The organism is Rosenbergiella sp. YN46 (assembly GCF_036620675.1).
Classification (GTDB): domain Bacteria; phylum Pseudomonadota; class Gammaproteobacteria; order Enterobacterales; family Enterobacteriaceae; genus Jejubacter.
In genome coordinates this window covers 254,664-281,469 of the sequence record NZ_JAZHEE010000004.1, presented here as the reverse complement: position 1 = coordinate 281,469, position 26,806 = coordinate 254,664, and the positions used below count along the sequence as shown (strand labels likewise).

Below are 26,806 nucleotides of genomic sequence, written 5' to 3'. Positions count from 1 at the left end.
GCGGCCAACGCGGACTTACAGCGGCAAAACCTCAAAAACGCCGTAATCATTTCCCTCTTCGGCTGCGCTCCTGGTCTGGACTGCCCGGGTTCTGACCGCATAGCCCAGACTCTGGGCCACCTGATCCATAGCGCCTGCGAACCAGCCGGTAAACATGTAATCGACCTTGCGATTGACTTTGCCGTACTGGTAAACGAACGCCGAATGTTCCAGGCGAATACGGGCCGTCCCCTGCGCCAGGTCGAGCGCTTCGATGATGAACAGCCCCCAGCCGCGCTGGGAAAGGCGCTTCATATAGTGTTCAAAGACCGCAGCGCCCGAGATACCGTGGGCTTCAGCCTCTTTTTCACACCAGTAGTACGCGGATTTATAGCCCGCCTTGTAGAGGATCCCGGCATAGCGTTCAGCGCCGATCTCCTCTTCAATCGCCATATGGTTGTTGACGAAAAAGTGGCGTGGCACGTAGAGCATCGGCAGGGCATCGGTAGTCCAGACCCCGGTTTCATCGTCTACGTTAATCGGCAATTCAGGTGCATGTGAGTTCATTGATTTCTCCCCGGCTATCCGTTATTCGCCCCATACCTCAGCCAGAACGCGCACCCAGTTCTCGCCCATTATTTTGCGTACCTGATGTTCGCTGAACCCGTGGCGTAGCAGGGCTTCGGTCAGATTAGGAAATTCGCCAAGGGTACGGATCCCTTCGGGGTTGATTATCTTGCCGAAGTTGGTCAGATGGCGGGCATAGCCTTTGTCATGGGTGAGCCATTCGAAAAAGGCCTGATCCTGCCCCTGGGTGAAGTCGGTACCGATACCTATCTGATCTTCACCCACCAGGTTGAAGATGTATTCGATGGCTTCGACATAGTCGTCGATAGTGGAGTGAATCCCGTTCTTCAGGAACGGCGTAAACATAGTGACGCCGACAAAACCGCCATGATCGGCGATAAACTTCAGTTCGGCATCGGACTTGTTGCGCGGATGATCCTTCAGTCCGGAAGGCAGGCAATGGGAGTAGCAGACCGGCTTTTCAGACGCCAGGATAACCTCTTCGGAGGTTTTGGCTCCCACGTGGGAGAGATCGCACATGATGCCGGCGCGGTTCATTTCCGCCACCACCTCCCGGCCATAGCCGGAAAGACCGCCATCGCGCTCGTAACAGCCGGTGCCCACCAGGTTCTGGGTGTTGTAGGCCATCTGCACTACGCCAACGCCGAGATCCTTGAAGATCTGAACATAGCCGAGCTGGTCTTCAAAGGCATGAGCATTCTGAAAGCCCATCAGCACACCGGTTTTACCCGCCGCTTTGGCGCGGCGTATATCGTCGGTGGTGCGCACCTTTATCACCAGGTCGGAGTTCTGTTCAATCAGCGCGTTCATGGCGACGATGTTGTCCACGGTATCCTGGAAGCCTTCCCACACCGATACCGTACAGTTTGCAGCGGTTAACCCCCCGCGCCGCATATCCTCAAACAGCTCGCGATCCCACTTTGCGATCACCAGGCCATCGATGACGATGGCGTCGTCGTGCAACTGTTCTGCGTTCATCTCTCCACCCTCTGTCTGTCACACCGTGTTGACCGACAGCATAGGGTTATCAATAACGAGAAAGTGTTCTGAAAGCGTCACCTGGCTGACCCGGAGCGCAAATAAAAATGTCGAGGCGTCTCGGGGATTTCGAATCAAACTCTCGCGCTGGAGGAGATTTAGTTCACCATAAAGCCACCTTTATTAAACCAGGGCTATCGCCAGAGTGGAAGAAAAGCATATGTCTGACCTATACAACAGGGAAATTGAGGCATATACTTGCCATATGTATCAGGGCACTCTTTCACCTGGCGGGGACCATCACGATGAGAACGGTATCGGTGTTTAAAAACGGCAATAACCGCGCGATCCGCTTACCCAGGGATCTGGATTTTGAGGGCGTTAACGAACTGGAGATTACCCGTGAAGGCGACACTATCCTTCTGCGGCCGATCAAACCGAGCTGGGGATCGTTCCTGCTGGAAGAGAAAGCCGATGCGGACTTCATGACGGAACGTGAAGAGATTGTCAATGATGAAGGGCGCATTAAGCTATGACCAAAACCTATATGCTGGACACCTGTATCTGCTCTTACATCATGCGTGAGCAGCCGGAAACCGTAATTCGGCGTCTGGAGCAGGCGGTCATGCAGCGTCATCGCATTGTGGTGTCGGCCATTACCTATGCCGAAATGCGCTTCGGTACCCTCGGTAAAAAAGCGTCGCCGCGCCATGCACAGCTGGTAGAGGCTTTCTGTATCCGTCTTGACGCTGTTCTGCCGTGGGACCGCGCCGCAGTGGATGAAACCACTGAGCTGAAAGCGACGCTTAACGCCGCAGGCACGCCCATCGGATCCAACGATACGGCCATTGCCGGGCATGCCATTGCCGCTGGCGCCATCCTTGTCACCAATAACGTGAAGGAATTTGAACGGGTGCCGGGATTACCCCTGGAAGACTGGGCCGCGTAGTCTCGCTGTGCCGCCTGCCCCATACAGGCAGGCGGCCGTAAAGTTCAGGGCGGTGAAGTCCAGCCCAGCGCCACCGAACCGTAAGTAGGTTCGAAGCGCGCCTCGCTCAGGGCGCGTACCGCTACCGCGGTGGCGGAGCGCTCTTTCTTACCATTCAGACCGGGCAATGCGGTGGTTACCAGCTGCGGCACGGTTTCGTTCTGTTCCTGGCTGCGTATGCCGCGTCGCTCTTCACGCGGTGGAATGCCGATATGTTCGCGATAGCATTTGCTGAAATGCGGCGTCGATACAAATCCGCAGGCCAGGGCTATCTCGATAATTGACATCGAGGTTTGCTTAAGCAACTGCCTGGCCCGGAACAGTCGAAGCTTCATGTAGTAGCGGGAAGGTGAACATTGCAGGTACTTCTGGAACAGGCGTTCAAGCTGACGGCGGGAAAGCCCCACATAGGCGGCCAGTTCATCCAGTTCGATCGCCTCTTCGATATTGGCTTCCATCAGAGACACCGCTTCCACCAGGTTCGGCTGGGCGGTTCCCAGCACGTGGCGCAGCGGTATGCGTTGATAATCTGATTCGTTGCGCACGCGATCGCAGATAAACATCTCTGAGATCGCCGCCGTCAGTTGATAGCCGAAGTCGCGTTTGATCATGCTAAGTATCATATCCATCGGCACCGTGCCGCCGCTACAGGTCATGCGGTCGCGTTCAATCACGAAGAGTTGATTGGTACATCGTACTTTGGGCCAGGCTTCCTGCATTGAGGCAATGCACTCCCAGTGAGCGCTACAGTGGTAGCCGTCCAGCAATCCAGCTGCCGCCAGGACATAGGGGCCGGTACAAACGCCGCCGATCAGAATGTGTTTGCGCGCCATCATCTGAAGCCAGCTAATCTGACGACGGGTGTAACTGCGGGTAATATTGACCCCCCCCACCACAATCAGAACATCCAGCGCGGTGGAGTCGGCCATAGCGCAATCAGGAGTAATGCTAATGCCGTCGCTGGCCATCACCGTGTTGCCATCTTCACTGATGGTATGCCAGTCATACAGCTCGCGGCCGCTTAACTGGTTCGCCATGCGCAGCGGCTCTACCGCCGTCGCCAGCGCCATCATGGTGAAGTTATTGATGAGCAAAAAACCAATGGTACGTGTCTTGTAATTATCGGTACAACCCTGGGGTGATTCATTTGATTCAGACATATGCTCTTGCCTCTGTTGTCTCTCAGTCAGGAGAGGGAACAAACGGGTCTGATACCTCTTAACTTCCACAAACAACAATAAAGCAACATATGTACCACTTCCTTTTTACATTAAAAATATATGCGCAATCTCCCGATAATCATTCATCGGGAGTGATATAGCGCCGCAGTCGGAATCATAAAAACAGAGATGGCACGTTTCGTGCTGAGCAGGGTAATCACCTGTTGCTATATGCTTTTTTGGTGCGTCTGCCCCGGATCAGGGCAGACATCAGTTCCGGATGGTATCAACACTCAATCGCATTCACTGCCAGTCCCCCACGTGAGGTTTCCTTATACTTATCCTGCATATCCCGCCCGGTATCACGCATGGTGCGAATCACTTTATCAAGCGAAACAAAGTGCTGACCGTCTCCGCGTAGCGCCATCTGGGCGGCATTGATCGCTTTCATGGCAGCGATAGCATTACGCTCAATGCAGGGCACCTGCACCAGCCCGGCCACCGGATCGCAGGTCAGCCCCAGATTATGCTCCAGCGCGATCTCGGCCGCGTTTTCCACCTGCTCCGGAGTACCGCCCAGCACCTCGGTCAACCCGGCAGCAGCCATGGCGCAGGCGGAGCCAACCTCGCCCTGGCAGCCCACCTCGGCGCCTGATATCGAGGCGTTTTTCTTACACAGCGCCCCCACCGCTGCCGCGGCCAGCAGAAAGTCCACCACGTCCCCATCCCCGGCCCGCTCGCTAAAGCGCATGTAGTACATCAGCACCGCCGGAATGATACCGGCAGCGCCATTGGTAGGCGCCGTGACCATACGCCCGCCTGCGGCGTTTTCTTCATTTACCGCCAGCGCATAGAGGTTGATCCAGTCCATGGCCGACAGCGTGGTGCCAATCACATTCGCACCGGTGGCCTGCCTCAGGGAGCGATACAGGCCCGGGGCTCGACGTTTCACGTTCAGCCCGCCCGGTAATACGCCCTCGTTTTCCAGCCCCTGCGCGATGCACGCCTGCATAGCCTGCCAGATGGCGGCCAGACCGGTACGAATCGCCGGTTCATCGCGCCAGACTTTTTCGTTTTCCAGCATCAGCTCACAAACCCTTAACCCCTGCTGCCGACAGTGCGTCAGCAGTTCGGCTCCGGAGTTAAAGTCGTAAGGCAAAACCACCTGAGGTACCAGATGAGCGCTGGCGGTGGCTTCACTTTCGTCCAGCACAAAGCCGCCTCCCACCGAATAGTAAGTATTGGCATAAACCACCTCACGCTCGCCAAAGGCCGTCAGGCGCATGGCGTTCGGGTGATAAGGGAGCACTTCGTCCACAAAATGCAGATCGCGGTTCCAGTCAAAATCCACACCCGGGCCACCGGCCAGGGGCAGAAATCCGGTTTCGCACAGCGCCCGAATGGCAGGGGCGATAGTACGGGGCTCAACAGTTTCCGGCGCTTCGCCCATCAGCCCCATCAGCGTTGCTTTATCGGTACCGTGCCCCACGCCGGTAGCGCTCAGGGAGCCGAACAGATCCACCCTGACGCGGCGTACCGTCGCGCGCGCGCCCTGCTCGCTTAACTGGCGGATGAATCGCTGCGCGGCCCGCATTGGCCCAACGGTATGTGAACTGGAGGGGCCAACCCCAATCTTGAACAGATCAAAGACGCTGATGCTCATCCTCTTTCTCCCGGAGCCTGAATGAAATATCAGCATCGATTATTGCGACAAATTCACACCGGAAGATGCCAGATAGCGACGCTTCAGGTCATCAGACCGACCGGAAATTGCCGACAGCGCTGGCGCAGACCTTATGTCGCAAATCAATCCTCATAAGACGTTGCCAGGCATTCCGGGCCGCTGACCCGCCTTTATCATCCTCCAGGGCCAGGCTGTCTTAGCGCCCCACAGTTTACTGGCATTCCACACACCAACCATTTCCTGGGAGGAAACACTATGCCGGATTCGAAAGATCCGATGGTACCCGATGGTGAGGTTAACCCCTACGATACCGACTATCAGATAGGCCAGGATAATATTGTGGTCAGCGTCGGCCCGTTCGGGCTGGATATTCATAACCGCGTCTTTGTTATCTCCGGGCTGGCGGTCATCATCTTTGTCGCGCTGACGATGGCGTTCCATCGTCAGGTCGAACCCATCTTCAACGGCGTCCTCAACTGGCTGACCGGCAACCTGAGCTGGTTCTTTCTGAGCACCGGCAACATCTTCGTGCTGCTCTGCCTGGCACTGGTCTTTTCCCCGCTCGGCAAAGTACGTCTGGGCGGCACTCTGGCCAGACCGAACTACAGCTATCTGACCTGGTTTTCGATGTTGTTCGCCGCCGGAATGGGCATAGGTCTGATGTTTTACGGTGTGTCTGAACCACTGTCGCACTTCTCCAGCTCGCTGGCGGGAATCAGCATTGAAAACGGCGTTCGCAGCGACACCGCGCCGCTGGGGGCTGCCGCTGGCAACCCGGAAACTGCCCGCAGCCTGGCAATGGCCACCACCATCTTCCACTGGGCGCTTCACCCCTGGGCTATCTACGCCATGCTGGCGCTGGGACTGGGGCTGTTCTCTTTTAATAAGGGGCTGCCCCTGACCATGCGTTCAGTGTTTTACCCACTACTGGGAGATTCGGTCTGGGGCTGGCCCGGGCATATCATCGACATTCTGGCAGTATTGGCTACGCTGTTCGGCCTGGCCACCTCTCTGGGTCTGGGCGCCGCCCAGGCGGCCTCAGGCCTGAATTATCTGTTCGATATTCCCATGGGCGAAACCACCCAGATCCTGCTGGTGGTTGGGATTACCGCGGTTACGATGGTGTCGGTCATGGCCGGGCTGGAAAAGGGGGTACGCCGGTTGTCGGAAATCAATATGATACTGGCGGCGCTACTGTTGCTGTTCGTGATCGCCGTCGGCCCTACGCTTGCACTGGTGACAGGCTTTTTTTCGAACCTGGGCGCCTATCTGCAATACCTTCCGGCGCTGTCTAATCCCTTCGGGCGCGAAGACAGCCACTTTGTCGCCAGCTGGACCGCCTTCTACTGGGCCTGGTGGATCTCCTGGTCGCCGTTTGTCGGCATGTTTATCGCCCGGGTCTCTCGCGGACGCACCGTGCGCGAATTTATCATCTCAGTGCTGATTGTTCCGTCACTGGCCTGCGTAATGTGGATGACCATTCTGGGCGATACCACTATCTTCCAGTATTTTAATCAGGGGCATCAGGCCATCGCCAACGCGAAGCTGCCACTGCAGTTGTTCACCATGCTGGATACGCTACCGCTGGCGAAGATCACTTCGCTCATTGGCATTCTGTTGGTAGTAGTATTTTTTGTCACCTCATCGGATTCCGGCTCGCTGGTGATCGACATTATCTCGGCAGGCGGCAAGGTCAACGCCCCCACGCCACAGCGAGTATTCTGGTGCAGTTTCCAGGGCGTGGCGGCCATTGCGCTGCTGCTGGGCGGCGGTCTGGTGGCGCTGCAGACTATGGTGCTCTCTACCGGACTTCCATTCGCCATCGTCTTGCTGATTGCCGCGTTTTCAGTGCTTAAGGGGCTGGCTTCGGAGCCCAGACATAGTCGCCCGGCTCCGGGTACGGAACAGGGCTAAGCCCCGGAGATTTAGCATGCAGGCTGAACATAAGGAAATCATCGACTTTCTGCGCAGCTCACCGCCCTTCGATGCACTACCCGACGCAGCGCTGACGCTGGCGGCCGCCAATATTGACGTCTGTTATTTCAAGGCGGGCAGCAGCATCCTCTCCTTCGGCCAGCAGGTGGACGCCTGGTATGTGGTGCGCAGCGGCGCTGTCGAGGTCTATCGGCGTAATGGCGAACTCTACAACCGCCTCAGCGCCGGAGGTTATTTCGGCCAGTTCGGCCTGTTGCGCGAAAGCAGCGTGCGTTTTCCGGTCACAGCCCTGGAGGACACCCTGGTCTGGCTGATACCTGCGCCGGTGTTCCATCAACTGTTCACCCAATATGAAGCCTTCGCCGACATGGTGGAGGTGGAAGATCGCACCCGGCTGCGCCATACCATAGCCCGTACCGAAGATGCCAACGAACTGCTTACCTCACGCATTGATACGCTCATCAGCCGTAAACCGGTGACTATCGATACCTTCGCCAGCGTGCGGGAAGCGGCCATGATGATGAGTGTCGAAGGGGTATCTTCACTACTGGTGATGCACTCCGGCGTACCGGAAGGCGAGACAGGCAATGCCGCCAGAATGGCCGGAATGCTCACCGACCGCGATCTGCGTACCCGGGTTATCGCCAGAGGACTGAGCGTTGATACGCCAGTCGGCGACGTGATGACGCCGGAACCGATCCACTGCGAATCCCACCAGATGGTGTTCGAAGCCATGCTGACCATGATGCGCCATAACGTACACCATCTACCGGTGCTGAAACAGGGTCAGCCCATCGGCGTGATATCGCAGTCGGATATTATCCGCTACGAATCCCAGAACAGCCTGTTTGTGGTCAGCCGTATTTTCCACGCCAACAGCATCGCCGAGTTAAGCGCCCTGAGCGGCGAGGCACGCGCCTGCTTCCGGCGCATCGTGCGCGAAGATGCTAATTCACAGATGATCGGCAGCGCCATGGCGGTAATTGGCCGCAGCTTCACCCAGCGCCTGCTGGAGCTGGCAGAACAGCAGTTTGGCCCACCGCCGGTGCCCTATTGCTTCCTGGCGCTGGGATCCATGGCGCGTCAGGAACAGCTGATCGTCACCGATCAGGATAACGCGCTGGTACTCGACAACCGTTTCGATCCCGCCCGTCACGATGACTGGTTTCTTCAGCTGGCGACCTTTGTCAGCGACGGTCTGGCGGCCTGCGGTTATCGCTACTGTGCTGGCGGGATTATGGCGACCAACGCCCGATGGCGCCAGCCTCTTGCCGTATGGGAACGCTACTTCGCCGACTGGACGGGAAACCCTACGCCGAAGACGCTGCTTGAAAGCGCCATCTTCTTCGATCTCGACGGCCTGTGGGGAAAAACCGAATGGGCCGATCGCCTGAATCAGACTATTTCCCGACAGGTACGCCACAACGCCCGTTTCCTGGCCTGTATGGCGCGCAACGCGCTGCTGCGCACGCCGCCGCTCGGCTTCTTTAAGGGATTTGTGATGGAGCCTTCCGGCCACCATAGCCGATCCATCAATATGAAGCGGCGCGGCACGGCACCGCTGGCGGATCTCATCCGCGTTCATGCGCTGGCGGTCGGCTCCCGCGCCCGCAACTCCTTTGAGCGACTGCAGGATATTATCGAAGCCGATATTCTGCCTCACGGGCGGGGTCAGGATTTGCGCGACGCGCTGGAGTTTATCTCAATGGTGCGCATTCGCCATCAGGCGCTGGATCTGGATGCCCGACGCCCGCCCGACAATAATATCGAGCCAGAAAATCTGTCGGATTTCGAGCGCAAGAATCTGAAGGACGCTTTTCAGATCCTGAGTAACGCGCAGAAATTCCTGAAATATCGTTATCAGGCTGGCCGGATGCGCTGAGGGAATAATGTTCTATATCGGTAAGCATCCGTTAAAAACCGCGCCGTGCCCCTCCCTGCCCTGGCCTGAAAAAATGGCCGAACTGGCCCGTCAGGCGCAACACCCGGCGCTACGGGCTTTTTACCGGGCAGGCACCGTGGCGCCCGATACCACCATCGATCGGGTTCCGCTACTGGCTATGGATTTTGAAACCACCGGCCTCAGCGCACGGCGGGATGATATCGTCAGCATCGGCCTGGTTCCGATGAGCCTTGAGCGTATTCGTCTGCGCGACAGCCGTCACTGGCTGCTGAAGCCGCGAACGGCGTTGCGCGACGAATCGGTGGTGATCCACGGGATCACTCATTCAGAGGTAGCGAAAGCGCCGGATCTGAATACCCTGTTTATCACGCTGCTGGAACAAATGGCGGGTAAGGTACTGGTGGTGCACCATCGCGGAATAGAGCGACAATTCCTTGATGCCGCCCTGAAGCGCCGCATCGGCGAAGGGATTCATTTCCCCTGCATCGACACGCTGGCGCTGGAGGCACGACTGCATCGCCGCCATACCATGAACCCGGTGGCGCGACTATTCGGGTACAGAAAACCGGTGTCGCTACGCCTGCCGGAAAGTCGGGCCCGCTATAACCTGCCCCACTACCCGGCGCATCATGCCCTGACCGACGCGCTGGCCTGCGCCGAACTCCTCCAGGCCCAGATAGCCTGGCACTATGCGGCGGAGACACCGATTGAGGCGCTGTGGTGCTAAACATCAATTTCGGAAAATTTCTCACGCTAAAATAAAGCTACAAATAGAAATAATTATCACGCATCATCAAATCCTCATCACAGTTATTCAAAATAATGCTAACCGTCTTAATAAACAACATTATAAAAATATCCCACACCATTAGAAAAAAAATAAACCAGGAATAATCACCAGGAATAGAGCAAAGAATAACAATAAAAAACAAGAATCCTCCTTGAGAATATTTTTCATGTCAAATCGATGTCTCATTATGGCGCAAGCAATAGCATTTGACCGTTAGCTCTACTGGTGCTTTAAATATTAAAAAGGATTTAACTTCCTTAGTCCCATTTGATTGAGCATAAGGAAAAAGCAGGCGGCGTTGAGGCGTCGCGCATGAGTATGAGTGTTAAAGGAGTTTATCTATGAAAGAACTAACCGTTAATGAAATTGAAATTGTTGCTGGCGCCGGAATTATTTCGGATACCCTGGGTTTTGTTGGAGACACCATCGTTGATGCCGTTAAAGTTTCCAACGATGTTCTGAATACCCGACTGGTTTCTTCCGTTGGCCAGACGTTCAACGCAGTAGGGCTGGGGGGAATTCACTATCTGGCCGACTCATTAGGATATGCGGCATTTAAGACCGTTGCCGATGTAGGCGGTCTGCTGGGCGGCGACACCAGCCGCATTGATTATCACTTCGAGGAGGAGTGGGGCGCCTGATAACGATGAAATGCCCTGACTGACCAGGCAAACCGATAAAAGTCGCCTGAAATATTCGGCGGCTTTTATTTTTTCTCGTCAAAATAATAAAGCCACCGGATGGTGGCTTTATTATTAAAACCAATCAGGATTTATTTCACCGGGTTAAACAAGGTATTGATCAGCGGTGACGAAAACAGATAGTGAGGATCGTATTTATCTAATACATCCCGGGCATGTTGCCAACTGTCACCAAAGCTTTGAGGAATTTCTTTACTCATCACTTCGTCAGCGGCCCATGCAGCCTGGTCGGTATAAGCCCAGCCTTTACTCCACTCGACCCTTACGGTTGCGTAATCACCGCTAAAATGCTTGTAAATCCACGTTTCCATTTCGTGATAAAACTTATTGGCGTCTGGCGTATCTGGCATGGTTAAAATATCCAGCCAGATAGCGGTATCCCATTCAGGTTTCCCCTCCACCGGGCGTATCGCCGAGAGATCGGCCGTGACGGCGTTCACCACAGTGCTGTCCCTGGCATTATCCAGTCCGGTAACGCGTACTTCGATCGGGCCATTCATCGGATAAGAGTTTCTCTCTTTATAACGGCTGACCATCTCTTCATACTTCATGGCAAAATCATTCAGTACCTTCTGTATATTGCTGCGGCGGGTAATAATCGCGTAGCCATTGGCCGTAACCCGAAGCGTGCTCGGCTTAACATACAGCAGTAGATCTTTGCTCCAGCCCCAGAGATCGCCGGAAAGCGTTGCCCCCAGCCCGATACTTACCAGCTCCATCTGCGCCTTGCCAAGATCCGGCGTAAACTCCGGCGCACCGTTATTGATCTTTTTAATCAGATCGGAAATCTGTACGGGCAGATTATCTGAAAACGGATAGTTAAACGGTGCGTTTACCGGCTTAGCGGTTACCGGATAATGATCTTCCAGCGTCCATATTTTTAACCAGGGATTTTCGGTAAAGGGAAACCAGATTATTTCCGCCCGTCCGCACTGTTCAAGGAAGCGCGTAAACGTGCGCTCACCGGAATCCTCTGCGGCGAAAAGCTCTTTAGCCGGGACATTGACATAGCTCTGGCAGCGCAGGCGTCGGTTGCGTGGAAGCTGGAGAGTGACCTCGAAAATCAGCGCGCGACCGACATGCACCATAAAGGCAGCGATTTCCGCATCGTCGCGCTTAAAGGTTTTAAGTTCATATTCACCGGTCTGCTTATTCCACACCACGGCGCTAAGAGACACGATGCTATTGCTCACTGACCCGTAGCTTCCCCCTTCTGCCAGAGTCTCTTCGGCTGCGGGAATGCAGGTGCCGTGACCGCCGATAGCCAGCACTCCACCCAACGTCAGATCTCCAGGCGCTGGCGTGGCGTAAAACCCCAGTTTCTGCTTTTCCAGCTCCGTCATCAGCGCCTGCATGGCGACTCCGGTTTGCGCCGTGACAAAACCATGTTCTCCCTCTTTAGTAATAGAAACTTTTGTCAGTTTCTTCGTTAAATCCACAAGCAACACGCTTCCGTTATTATCACCGTTAGCAATCGTCAGGGTCGACCAGTTATGTTTCATTCCCACCGGGCGAACATGATAATTATTTTTATACGCCCAATTGACCACCGCCAGCAATTCCTGCTGGTTGGCTGGAGCGCAGGTAAGAATATGACTACCGGTAACCTCCTTTGACCAGTTAGTAAAATCAGAATAAGAATATGAGACAGGGAAAGTTTCCATGATATGACTATCCATAATATAACTCCTGTTATTTTGCGCAATGCCAGATAATAGTTGCCCCGGCAAAATTAATTGTCAACGGAGCAAAATTCCTATCCGTCATCAACACCAGAAGATAATTATCAATAAACGGCCATAAAACTCCGCCATCACCTGAAAATAGCAAAAAACAAAAATTCCATGCAACAACTTGATTTAAAATAATTTTTAATGGTGAAGTGGAGTTATTTCATAACGAATACCGCCATCTACCCTTACAAAGCATAAGTCAGACAAAATGCAATGCTGCCTTTTTTCAGGAATTATGAATAAGAATCCATGTCAAATAAACGATAATGAAAAAACCATTCATATATAACCAGGAACATTCCAAAACAATCAAAAAACAAGAAGAGGAGTTGTTTTTTGGGTTTCTATAAAAAGAAAAAAGAAAACATCAAAGATAACTAATCAGGCTATTTTCCCTATAACAAACCATTAATCTCACTGATCTCCCTGATTATTTATCAGCGAAAAAGTATTTTGTTGCCAATTATGATAAAAAAATCCTGCCGCGATGCGGCAGGAGCACAAACTATGTCCCAATCTAACCAACATTAATTAAAAACCATACCGCCATCGATAAGCAGAGACTGACCCGTCATATAATCCGAATCCGGCCCCGCCAGATAAGAGACACAGGCGGCTACATCTTCCGGCTCCGACAGACGCCCCAGGGTAATACGCTTAGCGAACGCTTCGGTACCATAGCCCGGGGGCTTACCGGCAGCCTCTGAGATTTGGCGATCGATCTCCGACCACATCGGCGTCTTAACAATCCCGGGGCAGTACCCGTTCACGGTAATGCCTGAAGATGCCAGATCCCGGGCTGCGGTCTGAGTCAGGCCGCGAACTGCAAATTTACTGGAACTGTATACCGCCAGTTCCGGGTTGCCGACATGACCGGCCTGGGAACAGGCATTGATAATTTTGCCGCCGTGACCTTCGGCCTTAAAGGCTTTCACCGCAGCCTGAATCCCCCAAATAACGCCTTTAACATTGATGTTATAAACCTTATCAACAATCTCGGGCGTAATGGATTCAATAGGCGTGGAGGGAGCGATCCCCGCGTTATTGACGATAACATCAAACCCTTTCAGCTCCCGGCGCGCCTCTTCCACGGCGGCGAACACTCGCTCACGATCCGAGACATCCACCGTAATAGCCATAGCCTCGCCGCCACTGCTTTTGATCTCCTGAGCGACAGCGTTCGCGGTAGCGCGGTTATAGTCAGCGACGGCGACGGCAAAGCCGTCTTTGGCCAACCGCAGGGCGATGGCTTTACCGATCCCCTGACCGGCGCCGGTGACAAATGCCACTTTTCTCATCACATCATCCTTCTGGTTATTTATAGAATCTGGCTAAGATGGAGCTGGCCCATCAGCAGCGGGTTATCGCTGTAATCCACGGGAATCGCGACCACAGCCGGCCCCTGTACGTCCATCGCGGTACGCAGGGTAGGTTCAAGGTTTTGTGCGCTTTCCACGGCAAATCCCTTCGCCCCAAACGCCTGCGCATATGCTTTGAAATCCACCGGGCCGAAGTCGACGCCGGATAACCGCTGATATTTTTTCTGTTCCTGAATCGCCACCATGTTGTAGGCGTTATCGACCCAGATAATGTGCAAAATATTGGCTCCGAGCCGCACGGCGGTTTCCAGCTCCATACTCGATTGCAGAAAGCCACCATCCCCGGACACGGAAACCACTTTACGATCCGGGTTCACCAGCCAGGCGCCGATAGCCCATGGCAGCGCCACCCCCATGGTCTGCTGGCCATTGGAGATCATTATTTGCCGGGCGCGGAAGCTGTACAGGTAGCGGGCAATCCAGATGTGAAAACTCCCCATATCCACCGTCAGGGTAACGTCGCTGTTTACGATATCCTGCATCGCGCGCACGATACGCAACGGATGCAGAGCGAACTGATCAAGCTGGGCCCCTTTGCGATTAAGAAGATCGCGCTGATGGCGGCGATCCATCAGGATCTCAGCGGCACAAGGCGACAGCGTCAGCGGCTTTTCAATATGGCCTGCCAGCTTATCCAGGGTACTGCCAATATCGCCTACCAGTTCAATATCCGGAATGTAATGACGTTCTTCATAGGCGGGCGTCACATCAATATGCACCAGGGTCGCGTTACCGGTATTCCACATCGACGGCTCATACTCCACCGGGCTATAGCCGATGCAGACAACCAGATCCGCCAGCTGCAGCAGCCTATCACCCGCCTGGTTGTTAAACAGCCCGACGCGTCCGGCAAAATGAGTGAAGTTCTGCTGATTCACCGCCCCGGCCGCCTGGTAGGTGCTGGTCACCGGAACCCGGCTTTTTTCCAGCAGTTGATGAAGCGCGGCGCTGTTTTCCTGCTGGCTGGCCATCAGCCCAAGCAGGAACAGCGGATTTTTAGCCGAGGCTATCATCCTGGCTACCCGGGCGATATCCGCATCCGGCGCAGCGCCGCAACGCGGAACCCCATTGGCAGGCAGAATTCTGCCGACTGCGGGCCGATCGACGATATCCTGAGGAAGGCTGACAAATGCGCTGCCAGGGCGCCCCTGCTCGGCAACGCGAAACGCGTTAGAGACCACTTCGCCAATGGCGTCGGAGGAGGTTACTTCCACCGCGTATTTGGTTACCGGGCTGAACATCGCCACGGTATCCATACTCTGATGCACCAGTTTCGCTTTATCCGAACGTTTAACCGCACCGCCCAACGCGACCACCGGATCGCCTTCGGTATTTGCCGTCGCCATTCCGGTAATCAGATTGGAACAGCCCGGCCCGGACGTGACCAGCGCTACGCCTGCCTTGCCGGTAATTCTGCCCACTGCGGCAGCCATAAAGGCTGCGTTGGCCTCATGGCGCACAGGCACTATCTGGATGGACGAATCGAGAAGGGAATCAAAAACCTTATCGATTTTAGCGCCAGGTATCCCGAACACATGCTTCACCCCCTGGGCCTCAAGCTGGCCAACCACCATATCGGCGCCGCAGCTCCATTGACGGTTTTTATTGTCCATGTGACTCCTCCTTCAGATAAGGGTTAGTTCTCTACCGCACGGATAGCGGCATCAAGATTGTCCGGATGCAGGTTTGCATTCAGGAAGGCGCTATCTTTCGGCAAAGAGATCTCCAGCTTGTGAATTTCACCAAAGGTCAGTACGCCATGTTCAAGCTGATAATCCAGCAGGTGCCCACCCCCCTGGCGATCGTCGGTAATAAAGTGTTCGTGGTAGCCAGCAACGTTAATCCCCTGCATGTGCTGCGGCGAACGAAAGCCCACCAGCACCCCGTCACAGTGGTTAAAACGAAAGACCGGCTGATCATCGAGCACATCGGTCATGGCCCGGTATGGTGGAGTTTGCCTGGGAACGGTACGGGTATGCGCGTGGCGGAAATGGCCGTCGATGCGTAGCGCACAGAAGATATTATCGGAAGGCACCCGGGCATCGATGATGTCATGCAGTTTTTGTCGAGTGATAACGTTGTCTATCGGTAACCGGTATCGGGGCTTAAACCAGGTCATCACAGCGAAAGGGGTTTTCTGATCCGGCAGCGCTTTACGCGCACTCCCGTCGGCGCGTAGCTGGTATACCTCCTGACTGAAAGCGATCAGCTCACCGTCCAGTTCGTTAAATGTCCCCAGACCAAAATCCCCCCGCTCCATCAGTTGGGCAATCGTCGTCTCACCTTCATACACGCCGCTGAGTAACGCGCTCATAAGCGAGGTCTGATATATCACGCATTCCGGGTTAACCTCTGAAAAATCAGAAATAGTCTGAATCAGGTTTTCTTCGCAAGAACAATTAGTTGCATGAGCCATGCCTTGTTCCCTCGCATCAATAACAGGTTGGAAAGATGATTAATTATTGACTCGTTTCAGCTAACAGTTCCAATATACAGAACATACCAATTCAAGATATTTATGATATAGCGCCAAAGACCCTCAGGGCGAAGGTGGTTTTTATATGGAACTTCGTTATCTCCGTTATTTTATTGCCGTAGCACAAAATAAAAATTTTTCCAGAGCAGCTGAAGAGCTGGGAATTTCACAACCCCCACTTAGTCAGCAAATTCAAAGATTAGAAAGAGAAGTCGGTACCCAGTTGCTGTACCGACTGACCCGTAGCGTGGAACTGACTGAAGCGGGAAAAGCCTTTTATGAGGATGCCTGTAAGATAATTGCGTTAAGCGATGCAGCCCTTGAAAAAGCAAAAGGAATTGCCCGGGGCATTAATGGAAAGTTGTATCTGGGTGTAACCAGTTCTAATGCTTTTCACCCCCAAATATTCTCCGCGATTTATCAATTTCATAAAGATTTTCCAAACGTTGCGCTTCATCAGAAAGAGGCGAATATGGCAACGCTAATGCATGAACTGGATGAAGGTATCATCGACGCCGCCTTTGTGCGCCTGCCCTGCGACAGCAGTAAGTCTTTTAATCTGCGGATGATTGCCACGGAGAGGATGCTGGTTGGGCTGCATCGCAGCCACCCCTTAGCAGGCCAGTCTGAGCTGTCGCTTAGCGAATTAGCGGGAACACCAATCATTATATTCCCACAGGCAGTGGCGCCTGGTCTTTACAGTCTTATCTATCAGGCCTGCCAGCGCTCGGGAATTAATATGGATAACAAAGTTCAGGCCTCACAGTTTTCAGCTTCAGTGAGTATGGTTGCGGCCGGTTTTGGTTTTGCGCTTATTCCTGAATCCATGACCTGTGTTCAGAATCCGAACATCACTTTTCATCAAATAAAGGAAAGTGGGTTAGAAACTGATGTGGCTTTAGCGTGGCGAAAATTTGAACGCTCGCCTACGGTAAAACATTTCATTGGTAACTTTTAAATACTAAAAAATATTCACCATCACAACTTGATGACTTTTAAATAACACCGTATGCGCTCTGTTTATTCTCGTTATGCCGGTTTTTCCTTATCGGAACAGGAAAAACCGGCAACGGTAGATCAGAAACTATAGCGATAGCCCAGATTCGCCGTACGCTGATTAAACTGGTGCCCCGTTGAACTGTCCACATCAAGATAGAGCGTATGCCGTTGTTTAAACTGCGCACTGATACCCAGACCGTTGTTCCACCAGCCGCCACCAAAGCGATGCTGTTCCGGTGAGCCATTCAGTTGATATCCGGCATCACCTTTAAACTCATGCAAATAACCGCTCTTCAGATAAACATTTAGCGCAATATCGCGACGGCTGACTTCATAGCCCAGCAGCATACTGGCGCGTCCGAGTAATGACTCATAGCTGCTCAGGCCAATTCGCAATCCATTACTGGCGTGAAGATGAGAAGCGTTCTGGTGGCTCCACGTCAGCTGTCCCTGCGGCTCCAGATAGAATCCGTTACCGGCAGCCTCATGACTTAAGGAAAATTTTCGCCCCGCTTCCACAGAAAGGCTCACACCTCCTGAATTTCCCTGTCCCTCAACGCTCTGCCCTTCGGAATCCAGAACGTTAAAGCTATTTTTCAGGTGTGTATATTTCAGCACTGCGTCACTATAAAAGCCGTTAGCCGCCATCCAGGAACCATAAACCCCCACGCTGTGAGCCTTAACGGTTCCATCGCCGCTACGATAATCAGGGCTGGCATGAGTCATGCTCATAAATACCCCGGTATAGAGCGGAATATCGTCAAAAAATCGTTTATCCGCCCCGAACTGGGTGCCGCTATAGTCCAGCGTAAACTCGCTCAGCTTACCACCGGAAAAACTGTCAAAGCGCCCGGCGTAACCGCGAATCCACATATTGCCGCCGCGGCGGCTCTGCCGCAGATCCCCCATACGCTGCATCAACGTCTGGGTTTCAGCAAAGTTGAGCAGATAGCCGATATTCAGAAAATTGGCTCCGGCATCTGCCGCAGTGGTAATCGGCCCGCTCGGCTTATCCGGCTGCCCGTTATTATTGTTTTCCGGCGTGTCTGGCGGCGTTATGTCGTCTCCATCATCTGGCGGCGTTACGTCATCCCCGTTGTCTGGCGGTATTTCGGGCGTGTCGGGCACAGCGGCACGAAGAACCCAGTCGGTTCCCTGCTTATGCAATTCGTACAGATAGCCGCCCAGTTCAACATTATGGGTACCGGTAAATGTAGCCTTACCATCCGGTGTTTTAACAACGGTAAGAGTTTCATTACCGTTCGTGGCAGCACTCCCCTGATTAGTGAAATCCAGTAGATGATTCCCTGCACTGGCTTCCGTCACCACAATTTTATCGCTACGGTTATTCACCCCGCCGCCATCGCCCACGATATCTGTTTTCAGCGCAAAATGACCGCTTCCGCTCAGCCGCCCGACAGTCAGCGTGGTTCCTGGAGTCCCGGCAGTAAAAGAAATCTGGCTATCTGCCATCTGGAGCGAACTTACCCTGGAATCATGAGTTATATCCCAGCGGCTGTCGTTCATGGTCACATTTAACAACGCGCCGTTTTCATTCGCCACCGTAGAGGCCCCGGTCCAGACAGAGCCTGGCTGCATCACCATATCGATGGAACCGTCAGCTGCGTTCACGCCGCCCAGCAGGTTGATCACGCCGCTGGCATGGATGTGCCCGGCTCCCGGCCCATAATTATCATCACGATCCGTCATCATAGCGATATCATCCGCGTCCGCCATCGCTACCGACAGAGAATTCGTCAGGGTAACGTTACCGTCCGAAGTCGCATAGATACCACGATTGCCTGACGCTCCCTGAATCGTCAGCGCCTCTCCGTTTATCCGGCCGCCGGTAATCGCCCACAGCCCGTAACCCGGTTTATCAGGTTGATGTTGTCCCGATGCGCCGACCTGGGTATACGCCAGATTAAGCTCGGCTCCGGACTGCGCTGATACCGCCGCCCCCGCCAGGGAGCTCACCGTATTCCGGCGACTTTGATCGCCGCGATAGCTAACAACGGTACCCGAACCCACCGCTGCAATCCCCATTCCGCCAGAGGAAAAAAGCTGGCTCCCGGAGCCGATATCTACCTGGGCGCCATAACCGGCTTCCAGGGCGCTGGCACCCGCGCCCCGGGTATTTATCGTCAAAGCATCCCCCCGCAGTTGTCCCCCTTCCCCCACGGCCCAAATTCCGATAGCGTTAGTACCGCTGGTTGTCACAGTGCTTCCAGTACCCAGTTGCACATCCGAACTGGACTGAATATTGATGCCGTAAGCATTATCCCCGGAGGTATGAATATTAAGACGGGAGGCGGTCAAAGAAGCCAGACCGTTTTGCGGATCGCCATTGGCGCCAAAGATATAAATGCCAGCGCTGTTCCGCCCGGCAGTCGTGATGCTACTGTTTTCTCCCAGGTTCGCCCGTGTGCCTTCATTATCAATATGCAGCCCTTCGGTATTGTTGCCGTCTGTCGCAACAACCAGTCCATTCGCTGTCAACTGCGAATTGCCCCGCAGGTAAATCCCCGCAGCCTGAACAGGATCTTTCTGACTGGTTACGTTAATCCGGCTGTTGGAGCCTAATTCAACCTGCACGTCATCACCATTAACGGCAATACCTTCGGCAAAAGTACCGCTGCTATTAACAACCAGACGATCGGCGCTGAGGGAACTGGCATCACCATTTATCATGATACCGCGAGACCAGGGGGCCCCATCATTACTGGTTACGGTCACATCCCGGGAAAGTGACAAATGGCCACCACGCTCTTCATTCAGAACCCCATAACCTGTTCCTTCTTTATCTCTTAATGTTGCTACTACGGCATCGCCAGGGTTAATGGAAAATCCCGGTTGAGAAAAATCCGTATCGTTCAGGCTGCCAGAGGTGGCGGCACTGGCGTTAAGCGCCAACAAACTGACTCCGACAAAAGGGAAGACGTATATCAACGGAGATTTTTTTACAGGGATGGGATGTAAACGCCATAGCTTCATGATTTCATTCCTTGAGACGATAGCAATTGGTTCAGGGAAAGCGGAGGCGCGGCCGAAAACCGCGGAGCTTTTAGCTAATTAATCGCCCTTTTATACGATCTGGCGATTTTATGGTCATGTGAAGTTTTGTTTATTTTTATCCACCACGCCGTCATCGCAAGGCGGGTAAAATAATACAGGGCTCTCCATCATCGATAAGCTAATGTTCAGCAGGTATCCGGTTGACGCGGCATCAGAGAGAACGCTTACAATTATAAATTGGGATAGGATCCAGAAAAAACAGATAGTTACTCCCGCCGTTAGGCAGTATCTTTAATACAATTTCATAAGAATCTTTCAGATAAAATGACGGGATATATCTGTTGAGCATCGCAGTGTCCGCGTTATCGTTCGGAAAGCGGGTGGTTCGTATCGATGTTAAGAAGTAAAGGTTCTCTTCCCGGTAGTACTGAAAGATGACCCGACGATCTAATGACCATATTTTCCCTGTCTCGTCAGTCGCTACGCCGGTCAGGTTAATGATGCCGTTTTTGGCGCCGAAGGTGTAGCTGACCATCATCTCTATGCGAAACCCTTTAGTGTGCTGGATGTAGCTCGCTATACAGGAAAAACCATCATCGCTTTCTTCACTGACATGTAACTCTATCACCAGGATAGCGGCGAAAATTGAAAACACGACACAAGCTATTATCAGAACTCGCTTCATTCTTGTTACTCTATAAAATATTCAGATATGCACTCATTGTTTTTATTGATCTCTTTATCACAACGTATTATCGAGATACGGGGTAACATTTCATATTTATCGATATAGATATAAGGGTGGACAGTGCAATCCGCGGCGAACTTCATTCCCCAGTTAATGATTTCACGCCTGAAGCTTTTGGTATTCATAAGATGATAAGCATAAATCTTACATCCCTTTCCCTGGTAGATAACTTGATAATTTGAATAGTAATTTTCCTGTGTATGGTGCTGTACGAACCAAAAGATAAGAACAGCAGTCACTAAGCATAAGATTCCGGTAAAGATTCCACCTTTTAACTGAAAAAATCGTGTACTGACTTCAGTGAGTGGAGGTGAACCATCGACAATCGCAGGTTCTATTTTTTCTGAAGATACCTCCTGTATGCTGTTGTGAATGTTGTTATCAGTATTCTCTTTACCCTGCCCGGTTTCGGGAGGCTGCTCAGTTGGAGGCTTACTCTCTGGGCCTTTACGCTCAATTCGGGTATCGCTTGCTAAGGTTAACCCCATTCTTGGAATGGTGACGATGATCTCTTCATCAATTCCAGCTTTCTTTAGAGCCTTACGCAATATCGATATATTCTGATAATAAGTATTTGAAGTAACATGTATTCCATTCTTACCCCAAACTTCATCCATGAAGTCCTGTTGACCAATGATTTCACCTTGTTTATGAATTAACAGCAAAAGACAACGTGCCGCGGGTGAATTTAATTCAACCTCCATGCCATGACCATCAAGGGTTTTCAGGGTACTGGCAGCGGGGTGAAATTCAACTTTGCCATTAATGATATAGTGATTGTGCATACGGTGTCACATCCATTGTCAGCATGAATATATGTTTCAGGGAAGTTCCATATGGCAAGATAATGTTATTATAACATTTAGCTGAAGTAAATTAATTTTGCAGAGGATTATTTTTCATACAGCAATATTTCTGCGAATTTTTCTTAATTCCCATAACATATTGATTATCCATATCATTCCACCATTCAAATCACGCACATTCAGAATTTTTCACATCATCCAGATTCAATACGCACAATCTGAATCGATCAATCGCAATGACATTAACTTCGTTTTTTAACTTTAAAAACATGCAGATGCAGAACTTCACAATGATTCATAAGAAACATAACAAGATTACCAAACAGCCTATAAGAATGGAAATTAATTAACTATAGGATTATTCCGCACATACAGCATTCAGCAACATAAAAAACTGATTAAATAACAACCTAAAAGAGATTCATAATTTCATAAAACAGGATTTATGAATAATTCATCAATAACGTGCCCGAAGAGCACGGACGAAGCTTACTCTGTCACAGACAAATCAGTTTCAGGTTAACTGATTTTTCATGAAATCACATCATGCAAGACTATTGTAGTGATGAAATCGCGGATGGTGATCCATACATTCCCACCTAGCGTCTTGCGGATCTGTCTGAAAGCGACAGGTTAGTTTGTAAGCAAATAACAACAATAACCTATGAAAAAAAAGGAGTTACATTTCACATACCCGAGGCTAATAGCAGACATGCCATGCATTAATTTATCTTGGTTTTTTCTCCACAAAAAACACTTCACTTTCTCTTCCTGGATAATCAGTTGGATAATTGCGGCATCTTGAATGCTCACTGATATTACGCTGCTGACTATAACCAGACAGTTTGTTCCTTAGCCCTGGTTATTCAGAAAGACTGACATCGTGAGAATAAAGATAAGGTGGTACTTCCAAGGATTGTTCCTGCGTGTAGGTCTCCCGAGAGAACTATGCATATGGAATAAGTAATGATGAAACTGCAATCTCGCTAAATGCTAAACAGCTTCATCACCAATAATATGTTTATATAAAGGAAATTCTATGAACATGAAAACGGGTCTTTCTCTTACTGCGGTAGGGATGATGTTACTGGCCGGCAGTGTTTCTGCGCAGGCTTATGATGGTACCGTAAACTTCGAGGGTGAGATCGTCGATGCGGCTTGTACCGTTGATATCGGTGCTGGTAATAAGATGACCGTCGATCTGGGTAAAGTAAATAAAAGTGCTTTTACCGGCGCCGGCTCTACCGCATCTGCCACTAAATTCTCTCTGAAGCTGAAGGACTGCCCGGAGACTATCACCAGTGCTACCGTAAAATTTGACGGCACGGCCTACTCCGGCGATGACTCCGTACTGGCGCTGACCGAAGAAACTGGCGTGGCTACCGGCGTGGGTATCCAGCTTTCCGACCGTACTCAGGCGGTACTGCCGCTGTTTACGCCGTCCAGTTCTTATCCGTTGCAGGCTAGTGTAGAAAACGATCTGCCGTTCTACGCTCGCTATATCGCTATGTCTGACACGGTCACTGCTGGCCCGGCTAACGCCGTTGCTACGTTCACTATGAACTACAACTAAGTTATTGCCCTATTGGGCCGGTTCCTCCGGCCCAATTATTAAACGTAACGGAATATCATCTATGAAGAAAATGGCTCTGTGTCTGGCGCTGTTACTTGGCTGCTCCACAGCTTATGCCGGCGTAATCATTGGCGGAACCCGGGTGATTTTTGAAGGCGGGAAAAAAGAAACCTCGCTCAGCGTCAATAATCCAGACACATCACCTTATTTAATTCAGTCGTGGGTTGAAAATAGCGGCAGCGGCAAACCGCCATTTATTATTACGCCACCATTATTCAGATTAGATGGTCAACAACAGAATATCCTGAGAATCCTTAATGACGGTTCAAATCTGGCCGCCGATCGGGAATCTTTGTATTGGGTTAATATTAAATCGATCCCCTCAAAAGCGGCCAATAAAGATAACGTATTGCAGGTTGCGATAAAAACGAGAATCAAGCTCATTTATCGCCCGCAGGCGCTGAAAGATAAACGGCCGGAAGATGTGGCAGAACAACTGCGCTGGACGCGTTCCGGCAGTCAGCTACAGGTGAATAACCCAACACCGTACTACATGAATTTTTATGAAATCAATGTTGGCGGACAACGCATTAAGGATCCGCAGTGGGTGGCCCCGTTCGCGACAAAAACTTACGCGCTTAATGGGGCAGTCTCTGGAAGTGTGACCTGGAAGCTAATCAGCGACTTTGGCGCATCAGGTAACGCGCATCATGCACAGCTGTAATGACGCGTATTTCTGATGTCGGGTTTATGAATTAGCCAGAACGGGAAGGGAATCAGTAAATGATGGCTGTGGCGGAATATAAAAAAATCTCCTCAATGTTATTGGGCATCCTTTTTGCGTCTGGCGTGACCACGCAGGCCCAGGCCAAAGCGCAATTTAACCCCGCGCTGCTGGAGCGCCAGGGAAGCGATCGTCCCCGGGTAGACCTGTCGGCGTTCGAAGAGGATACCCAACAGCCTGGCGTCTACCATGTCGATGTACTGGTCAACCGTCAGGATCAGGAAACGCGCGATATCGCCTTTATGCTAAAAGCGGATACCAACGGCAAAAAGCGCCTGTGGCCCTGTCTTAGCGTGGACGATCTGATTCGCTACGGCGTGCGGGTAGACGGATTCCCTGAGCTGGATACCGGCGCGAAATGCGCGAATCTGAACGCGATTCCGGACGCCGATGCACAGCTGATCTTCAGCGAGCAGCGACTGATTCTGAGCATCCCGCAGGCGGCCATGACCAATCAGGCTCGCGGCTATGTTCCTCCGGAAAAATGGGACGAAGGCATCAATGCGTTCTGGCTGGATTACAGTTTCAGCGGCGCAAACTATTATGCCAAAAAGTCTGGCGTGCACGACAGCGACAGCCAGTATTTAAACATTCGTCCGTCGGTAAATATCGGCCCCTGGCGTCTGCGTAACTATACGACATGGAGCCGCAGTAGCCGTGGTGATTCGCACTGGGATACGATTTATACCTTCCTGCAGCGCGACATTGTAGCCCTGAAGAGCCAGCTCACGCTTGGGGAAAGCAGTTCGCCTTCAGATATCTATGATAGCGTCTCGTTTCGTGGGGTTCAGTTGGCTTCAGATGACGAAATGCTACCCGATAGCCTGAAAGGCTATGCTCCGGTCGTGCGCGGCATTGCCCGCACAAATGCACAGGTCATTATCCGCCAGAACGGCTACATCATATATCAGAGCTACGTGGCACCAGGCGCCTTTACTATCTCCGATATGTATCCGACTGGCGGCAGCGGCGATCTCTACGTCACTATTAAGGAAGCCGACGGCACCGAACAGCACATTGTAGTGCCCTTCGCTTCCGTTCCTGTGCTGCAGCGTGAAGGTCGCCTGAAGTACAGCCTGACCAGCGGGACTTATCGCTCCTACCAGAACAATAATTCGGAGCATACCTTCTTTACCCAGGGAACCGGGATTTGGGGGCTGCCCTACGGCTTCACGATCTACGGCGGAACCCAGCTCTCATCGCGCTATCAGTCAGTGGTTGGCGGGTTGGGAAAAAACCTGGGAATGCTGGGTGCCCTCTCCCTGGATATGACGCAGTCATGGGGAAAGCCAAAGGATGAAGGGCGCCAGGAAGGCCAATCATGGCGCGTACGCTACAGCAAGAATTTCGTTGATACCGGAACCAACTTCGCCATTGCGGGCTATCGCTACTCCACTCGCGGTTTTTACACCCTGAATGAAGTCATGGATTCCTGGTACAGCAGCGACGATGACTACGGACTGTGGCAGGAACGGCGCCGTAACCGTGCGGAAATGACCCTCAGCCAGAATCTGTGGCAGGGCGCGGGAGCGTTAACGCTCAGCCTGATTGGTGAAGATTACTGGAACAACAGCCGCCAGATGCGTTCGATTTCTGTTGGCTACAACAACAGCTGGGATGGAATCAGCTACAGCCTCAACTACAGCTACAACCGTAACTCATATAAGCAGGATACCGGTTTCGACGAACACAGCGGCAGGGTGTATGACAAGGATCAGATCCTGGCTTTCAACATCAATATTCCGCTGGAACGCTGGTTGAGCAACACCTGGGTCAGCTACAGCATCAATACCCAGCGCCATGGCGATACCTCCCAGACGGTGGGTCTGAATGGCACGGCCCTTGCGGATAACAACCTGAACTGGAGCGTTCAGGAGTCCTGGACAAATCACGGCGAAGGCAGCGGCGGTAACCTGAATGCCGATTACCAGGCAACCTATGGCGAAGTGGATGCCGGCTACGCCTGGGATAAAAACAGCCAACGCGTCAGCTATGGCGTTAAAGGCGCGGTCATGTTGCACGAAGACGGCATAACTCTGAGCCAGCCGCTGGGAGAAACCGTAGCACTGATAAAAGCGCCGGGCGTAAGCGGTACCCGGGTCATCAATCAGACCGGAGTGAAAACCGATTTCCGCGGCTACACCGTCGTCCCCTATATGAGCGCCTATCGTCGTAACGAAATCGCGCTCGATCCGGAGACGCTGGCAGACAACGTCGAACTGGAACAGACCACCCGTAACGTCGTACCAACACGCGGCGCTGTAGTCAGGGCTGACTTTTCCGGGCGCGTTGGGCAGCGTCTGATGGTGAAGCTGACGCGACCCAATGGCTTACCCGTACCCTTTGGAGCCACAGTGGTGCCAGAAGGTGAAGGCTCCTCTTACAGCAGCATCGTCGGCGACGACGGAGAAGTTTATCTGAGTGGATTACAGGAAAACGGAACGCTGAAAGTCTCCTGGGGCAACACAGCAGATAGCCAGTGCCGCGCCAGTTATCACATCGGCGACCAGGCGACACAGGGGCTTCAGAAAGTGGCGGCGGAATGCCGGTAACGGCAGCCAGACCAGAGCGTATAAAGGAATCAGGA

Annotated in this window: 21 protein-coding genes; 10 read left to right on the top strand and 11 right to left on the bottom strand. The window is 52.4% G+C overall.

Annotated elements, in window-relative coordinates; translation table 11 throughout:
• Window positions 1-15: 15 nt before the first annotated feature.
• Window positions 16-546: a DUF5943 domain-containing protein gene (locus V3W49_RS06120; RefSeq protein WP_500144344.1), complete on the bottom strand. Its 531-nt coding sequence runs from the start codon at window positions 544-546 to the stop codon at window positions 16-18.
• Between the two features lie 21 nt (window positions 547-567).
• Window positions 568-1,545, bottom strand: coding sequence for a dipeptidase (locus V3W49_RS06115; protein WP_500144343.1), 978 nt, complete (start codon window positions 1,543-1,545; stop codon window positions 568-570).
• 305 nt (window positions 1,546-1,850) lie between these two features.
• Here V3W49_RS06115 and vapB point away from each other — a divergent pair, with 305 nt between their 5' ends.
• Window positions 1,851-2,081, top strand: coding sequence for a type II toxin-antitoxin system VapB family antitoxin (vapB, locus tag V3W49_RS06110; RefSeq protein WP_500144342.1), 231 nt, complete (start codon window positions 1,851-1,853; stop codon window positions 2,079-2,081).
• Complete coding sequence (locus tag V3W49_RS06105; RefSeq protein ID WP_500144341.1) at window positions 2,078-2,494, top strand: type II toxin-antitoxin system VapC family toxin; 417 nt, start codon at window positions 2,078-2,080, stop codon at window positions 2,492-2,494. The genes vapB and V3W49_RS06105 overlap by 4 nt, the downstream gene beginning before the upstream one ends.
• Window positions 2,495-2,538: 44 nt before the next feature.
• On the opposite strand, the gene gbdR is transcribed toward V3W49_RS06105, so the two are convergent.
• Both gbdR and V3W49_RS06095 read right to left on the bottom strand, forming a co-directional pair.
• Window positions 2,539-3,693 carry a choline metabolism transcriptional regulator GbdR gene (gene gbdR / locus V3W49_RS06100; RefSeq protein ID WP_500144340.1) on the bottom strand — a complete coding sequence of 385 codons (1,155 nt, stop codon included), beginning with the start codon at window positions 3,691-3,693 and terminating at the stop codon, window positions 2,539-2,541.
• Window positions 3,694-3,979: 286 nt separating this feature from the next.
• Window positions 3,980-5,356, bottom strand: a complete 1,377-nt coding sequence (locus tag V3W49_RS06095) for an L-serine ammonia-lyase (protein WP_500144339.1) — start codon at window positions 5,354-5,356, stop codon at window positions 3,980-3,982.
• A 276-nt stretch (window positions 5,357-5,632) separates the two neighbouring features.
• On the opposite strand from V3W49_RS06095, the gene V3W49_RS06090 reads away from it, so the two are divergent.
• The 4 genes from V3W49_RS06090 (at window position 5,633) to V3W49_RS06075 (ending at window position 10,646) form a co-directional block, all read left to right on the top strand.
• The gene (locus tag V3W49_RS06090; protein WP_500144338.1) at window positions 5,633-7,291 is read left to right on the top strand and encodes a BCCT family transporter; all 1,659 of its coding nucleotides are present in this window, start codon (window positions 5,633-5,635) and stop codon (window positions 7,289-7,291) included.
• Window positions 7,292-7,307: 16 nt separating this feature from the next.
• Window positions 7,308-9,194, top strand: coding sequence for a DUF294 nucleotidyltransferase-like domain-containing protein (locus V3W49_RS06085; RefSeq protein ID WP_500144337.1), 1,887 nt, complete (start codon window positions 7,308-7,310; stop codon window positions 9,192-9,194).
• A gap of 7 nt (window positions 9,195-9,201) precedes the next feature.
• On the top strand, window positions 9,202-9,942 hold the full coding sequence (locus V3W49_RS06080; protein WP_500144336.1) for a 3'-5' exonuclease: 741 nt from the start codon (window positions 9,202-9,204) through the stop codon (window positions 9,940-9,942).
• 404 nt (window positions 9,943-10,346) lie between these two features.
• Window positions 10,347-10,646, top strand: coding sequence for a hypothetical protein (locus V3W49_RS06075; RefSeq protein ID WP_500144335.1), 300 nt, complete (start codon window positions 10,347-10,349; stop codon window positions 10,644-10,646).
• Window positions 10,647-10,777: 131 nt separating this feature from the next.
• Here the strand turns inward: V3W49_RS06075 and V3W49_RS06070 are convergent, their stop codons facing one another.
• The 4 genes from V3W49_RS06070 to budA all read right to left on the bottom strand — a co-directional run bounded on the left by V3W49_RS06070 (window position 10,778) and on the right by budA (window position 16,234).
• Entirely contained in the window at window positions 10,778-12,370 is a 1,593-nt protein-coding gene (locus V3W49_RS06070; RefSeq protein ID WP_500144370.1) for a cholesterol oxidase substrate-binding domain-containing protein, read from the bottom strand.
• A gap of 596 nt (window positions 12,371-12,966) precedes the next feature.
• The gene (locus V3W49_RS06065) at window positions 12,967-13,737 is read right to left on the bottom strand and encodes a (S)-acetoin forming diacetyl reductase (protein WP_500144334.1); all 771 of its coding nucleotides are present in this window, start codon (window positions 13,735-13,737) and stop codon (window positions 12,967-12,969) included.
• A 20-nt stretch (window positions 13,738-13,757) separates the two neighbouring features.
• Entirely contained in the window at window positions 13,758-15,431 is a 1,674-nt protein-coding gene (alsS, locus tag V3W49_RS06060) for an acetolactate synthase AlsS (RefSeq protein WP_500144333.1), read from the bottom strand.
• A gap of 23 nt (window positions 15,432-15,454) precedes the next feature.
• On the bottom strand, window positions 15,455-16,234 hold the full coding sequence (gene budA, locus V3W49_RS06055; RefSeq protein ID WP_500144332.1) for an acetolactate decarboxylase: 780 nt from the start codon (window positions 16,232-16,234) through the stop codon (window positions 15,455-15,457).
• Between the two features lie 145 nt (window positions 16,235-16,379).
• On the opposite strand from budA, the gene V3W49_RS06050 reads away from it, so the two are divergent.
• Window positions 16,380-17,252, top strand: coding sequence for a LysR family transcriptional regulator (locus V3W49_RS06050; protein ID WP_500144331.1), 873 nt, complete (start codon window positions 16,380-16,382; stop codon window positions 17,250-17,252).
• Between the two features lie 119 nt (window positions 17,253-17,371).
• Here the strand turns inward: V3W49_RS06050 and V3W49_RS06045 are convergent, their stop codons facing one another.
• The 3 genes from V3W49_RS06045 to V3W49_RS06035 all read right to left on the bottom strand — a co-directional run bounded on the left by V3W49_RS06045 (window position 17,372) and on the right by V3W49_RS06035 (window position 21,841).
• On the bottom strand, window positions 17,372-20,287 hold the full coding sequence (locus V3W49_RS06045) for an autotransporter outer membrane beta-barrel domain-containing protein (protein WP_500144329.1): 2,916 nt from the start codon (window positions 20,285-20,287) through the stop codon (window positions 17,372-17,374).
• Window positions 20,288-20,519: 232 nt separating this feature from the next.
• A complete protein-coding gene (locus V3W49_RS06040; protein ID WP_500144327.1) occupies window positions 20,520-20,993 on the bottom strand; it encodes a YqeJ family protein in 474 nt (157 codons plus the stop codon).
• 5 nt (window positions 20,994-20,998) lie between these two features.
• Window positions 20,999-21,841: a winged helix-turn-helix domain-containing protein gene (locus tag V3W49_RS06035; RefSeq protein ID WP_500144325.1), complete on the bottom strand. Its 843-nt coding sequence runs from the start codon at window positions 21,839-21,841 to the stop codon at window positions 20,999-21,001.
• 1,066 nt (window positions 21,842-22,907) lie between these two features.
• Here V3W49_RS06035 and V3W49_RS06030 point away from each other — a divergent pair.
• The 3 genes from V3W49_RS06030 to V3W49_RS06020 all read left to right on the top strand — a co-directional run bounded on the left by V3W49_RS06030 (window position 22,908) and on the right by V3W49_RS06020 (window position 26,771).
• Window positions 22,908-23,435 carry a fimbrial protein gene (locus tag V3W49_RS06030; protein ID WP_500144368.1) on the top strand — a complete coding sequence of 176 codons (528 nt, stop codon included), beginning with the start codon at window positions 22,908-22,910 and terminating at the stop codon, window positions 23,433-23,435.
• A gap of 61 nt (window positions 23,436-23,496) precedes the next feature.
• Window positions 23,497-24,159, top strand: coding sequence for a fimbria/pilus periplasmic chaperone (locus tag V3W49_RS06025; protein WP_500144324.1), 663 nt, complete (start codon window positions 23,497-23,499; stop codon window positions 24,157-24,159).
• A gap of 62 nt (window positions 24,160-24,221) precedes the next feature.
• Window positions 24,222-26,771: a fimbria/pilus outer membrane usher protein gene (locus V3W49_RS06020; protein ID WP_500144366.1), complete on the top strand. Its 2,550-nt coding sequence runs from the start codon at window positions 24,222-24,224 to the stop codon at window positions 26,769-26,771.
• The last annotated feature ends 35 nt before the right edge of the window (window positions 26,772-26,806 follow it).

Bases quoted from the DNA above. Each gene is read 5' to 3' on its own strand.
- V3W49_RS06075 (WP_500144335.1), top strand. From the start codon at position 10,347: ATGAAAGAACTAACCGTTAATGAAATTGAAATTGTTGCTGGCGCCGGA.
- V3W49_RS06095 (WP_500144339.1), bottom strand. From the start codon at position 5,356: ATGAGCATCAGCGTCTTTGATCTGTTCAAGATTGGGGTTGGCCCCTCC.
- V3W49_RS06070 (WP_500144370.1), bottom strand. From the start codon at position 12,370: ATGGAAACTTTCCCTGTCTCATATTCTTATTCTGATTTTACTAACTGG.
- V3W49_RS06035 (WP_500144325.1), bottom strand. From the start codon at position 21,841: ATGCACAATCACTATATCATTAATGGCAAAGTTGAATTTCACCCCGCT.
- V3W49_RS06120 (WP_500144344.1), bottom strand. From the start codon at position 546: ATGAACTCACATGCACCTGAATTGCCGATTAACGTAGACGATGAAACC.
- V3W49_RS06090 (WP_500144338.1), top strand. From the start codon at position 5,633: ATGCCGGATTCGAAAGATCCGATGGTACCCGATGGTGAGGTTAACCCC.
- V3W49_RS06030 (WP_500144368.1), top strand. From the start codon at position 22,908: ATGAAAACGGGTCTTTCTCTTACTGCGGTAGGGATGATGTTACTGGCC.
- budA (WP_500144332.1), bottom strand. From the start codon at position 16,234: ATGGCTCATGCAACTAATTGTTCTTGCGAAGAAAACCTGATTCAGACT.
- V3W49_RS06105 (WP_500144341.1), top strand. From the start codon at position 2,078: ATGACCAAAACCTATATGCTGGACACCTGTATCTGCTCTTACATCATG.
- V3W49_RS06065 (WP_500144334.1), bottom strand. From the start codon at position 13,737: ATGAGAAAAGTGGCATTTGTCACCGGCGCCGGTCAGGGGATCGGTAAA.
- V3W49_RS06020 (WP_500144366.1), top strand. From the start codon at position 24,222: ATGGCTGTGGCGGAATATAAAAAAATCTCCTCAATGTTATTGGGCATC.
- V3W49_RS06050 (WP_500144331.1), top strand. From the start codon at position 16,380: ATGGAACTTCGTTATCTCCGTTATTTTATTGCCGTAGCACAAAATAAA.
- V3W49_RS06025 (WP_500144324.1), top strand. From the start codon at position 23,497: ATGAAGAAAATGGCTCTGTGTCTGGCGCTGTTACTTGGCTGCTCCACA.
- alsS (WP_500144333.1), bottom strand. From the start codon at position 15,431: ATGGACAATAAAAACCGTCAATGGAGCTGCGGCGCCGATATGGTGGTT.
- gbdR (WP_500144340.1), bottom strand. From the start codon at position 3,693: ATGTCTGAATCAAATGAATCACCCCAGGGTTGTACCGATAATTACAAG.
- V3W49_RS06045 (WP_500144329.1), bottom strand. From the start codon at position 20,287: ATGAAGCTATGGCGTTTACATCCCATCCCTGTAAAAAAATCTCCGTTG.
- vapB (WP_500144342.1), top strand. From the start codon at position 1,851: ATGAGAACGGTATCGGTGTTTAAAAACGGCAATAACCGCGCGATCCGC.
- V3W49_RS06085 (WP_500144337.1), top strand. From the start codon at position 7,308: ATGCAGGCTGAACATAAGGAAATCATCGACTTTCTGCGCAGCTCACCG.
- V3W49_RS06080 (WP_500144336.1), top strand. From the start codon at position 9,202: ATGTTCTATATCGGTAAGCATCCGTTAAAAACCGCGCCGTGCCCCTCC.
- V3W49_RS06040 (WP_500144327.1), bottom strand. From the start codon at position 20,993: ATGAAGCGAGTTCTGATAATAGCTTGTGTCGTGTTTTCAATTTTCGCC.
- V3W49_RS06115 (WP_500144343.1), bottom strand. From the start codon at position 1,545: ATGAACGCAGAACAGTTGCACGACGACGCCATCGTCATCGATGGCCTG.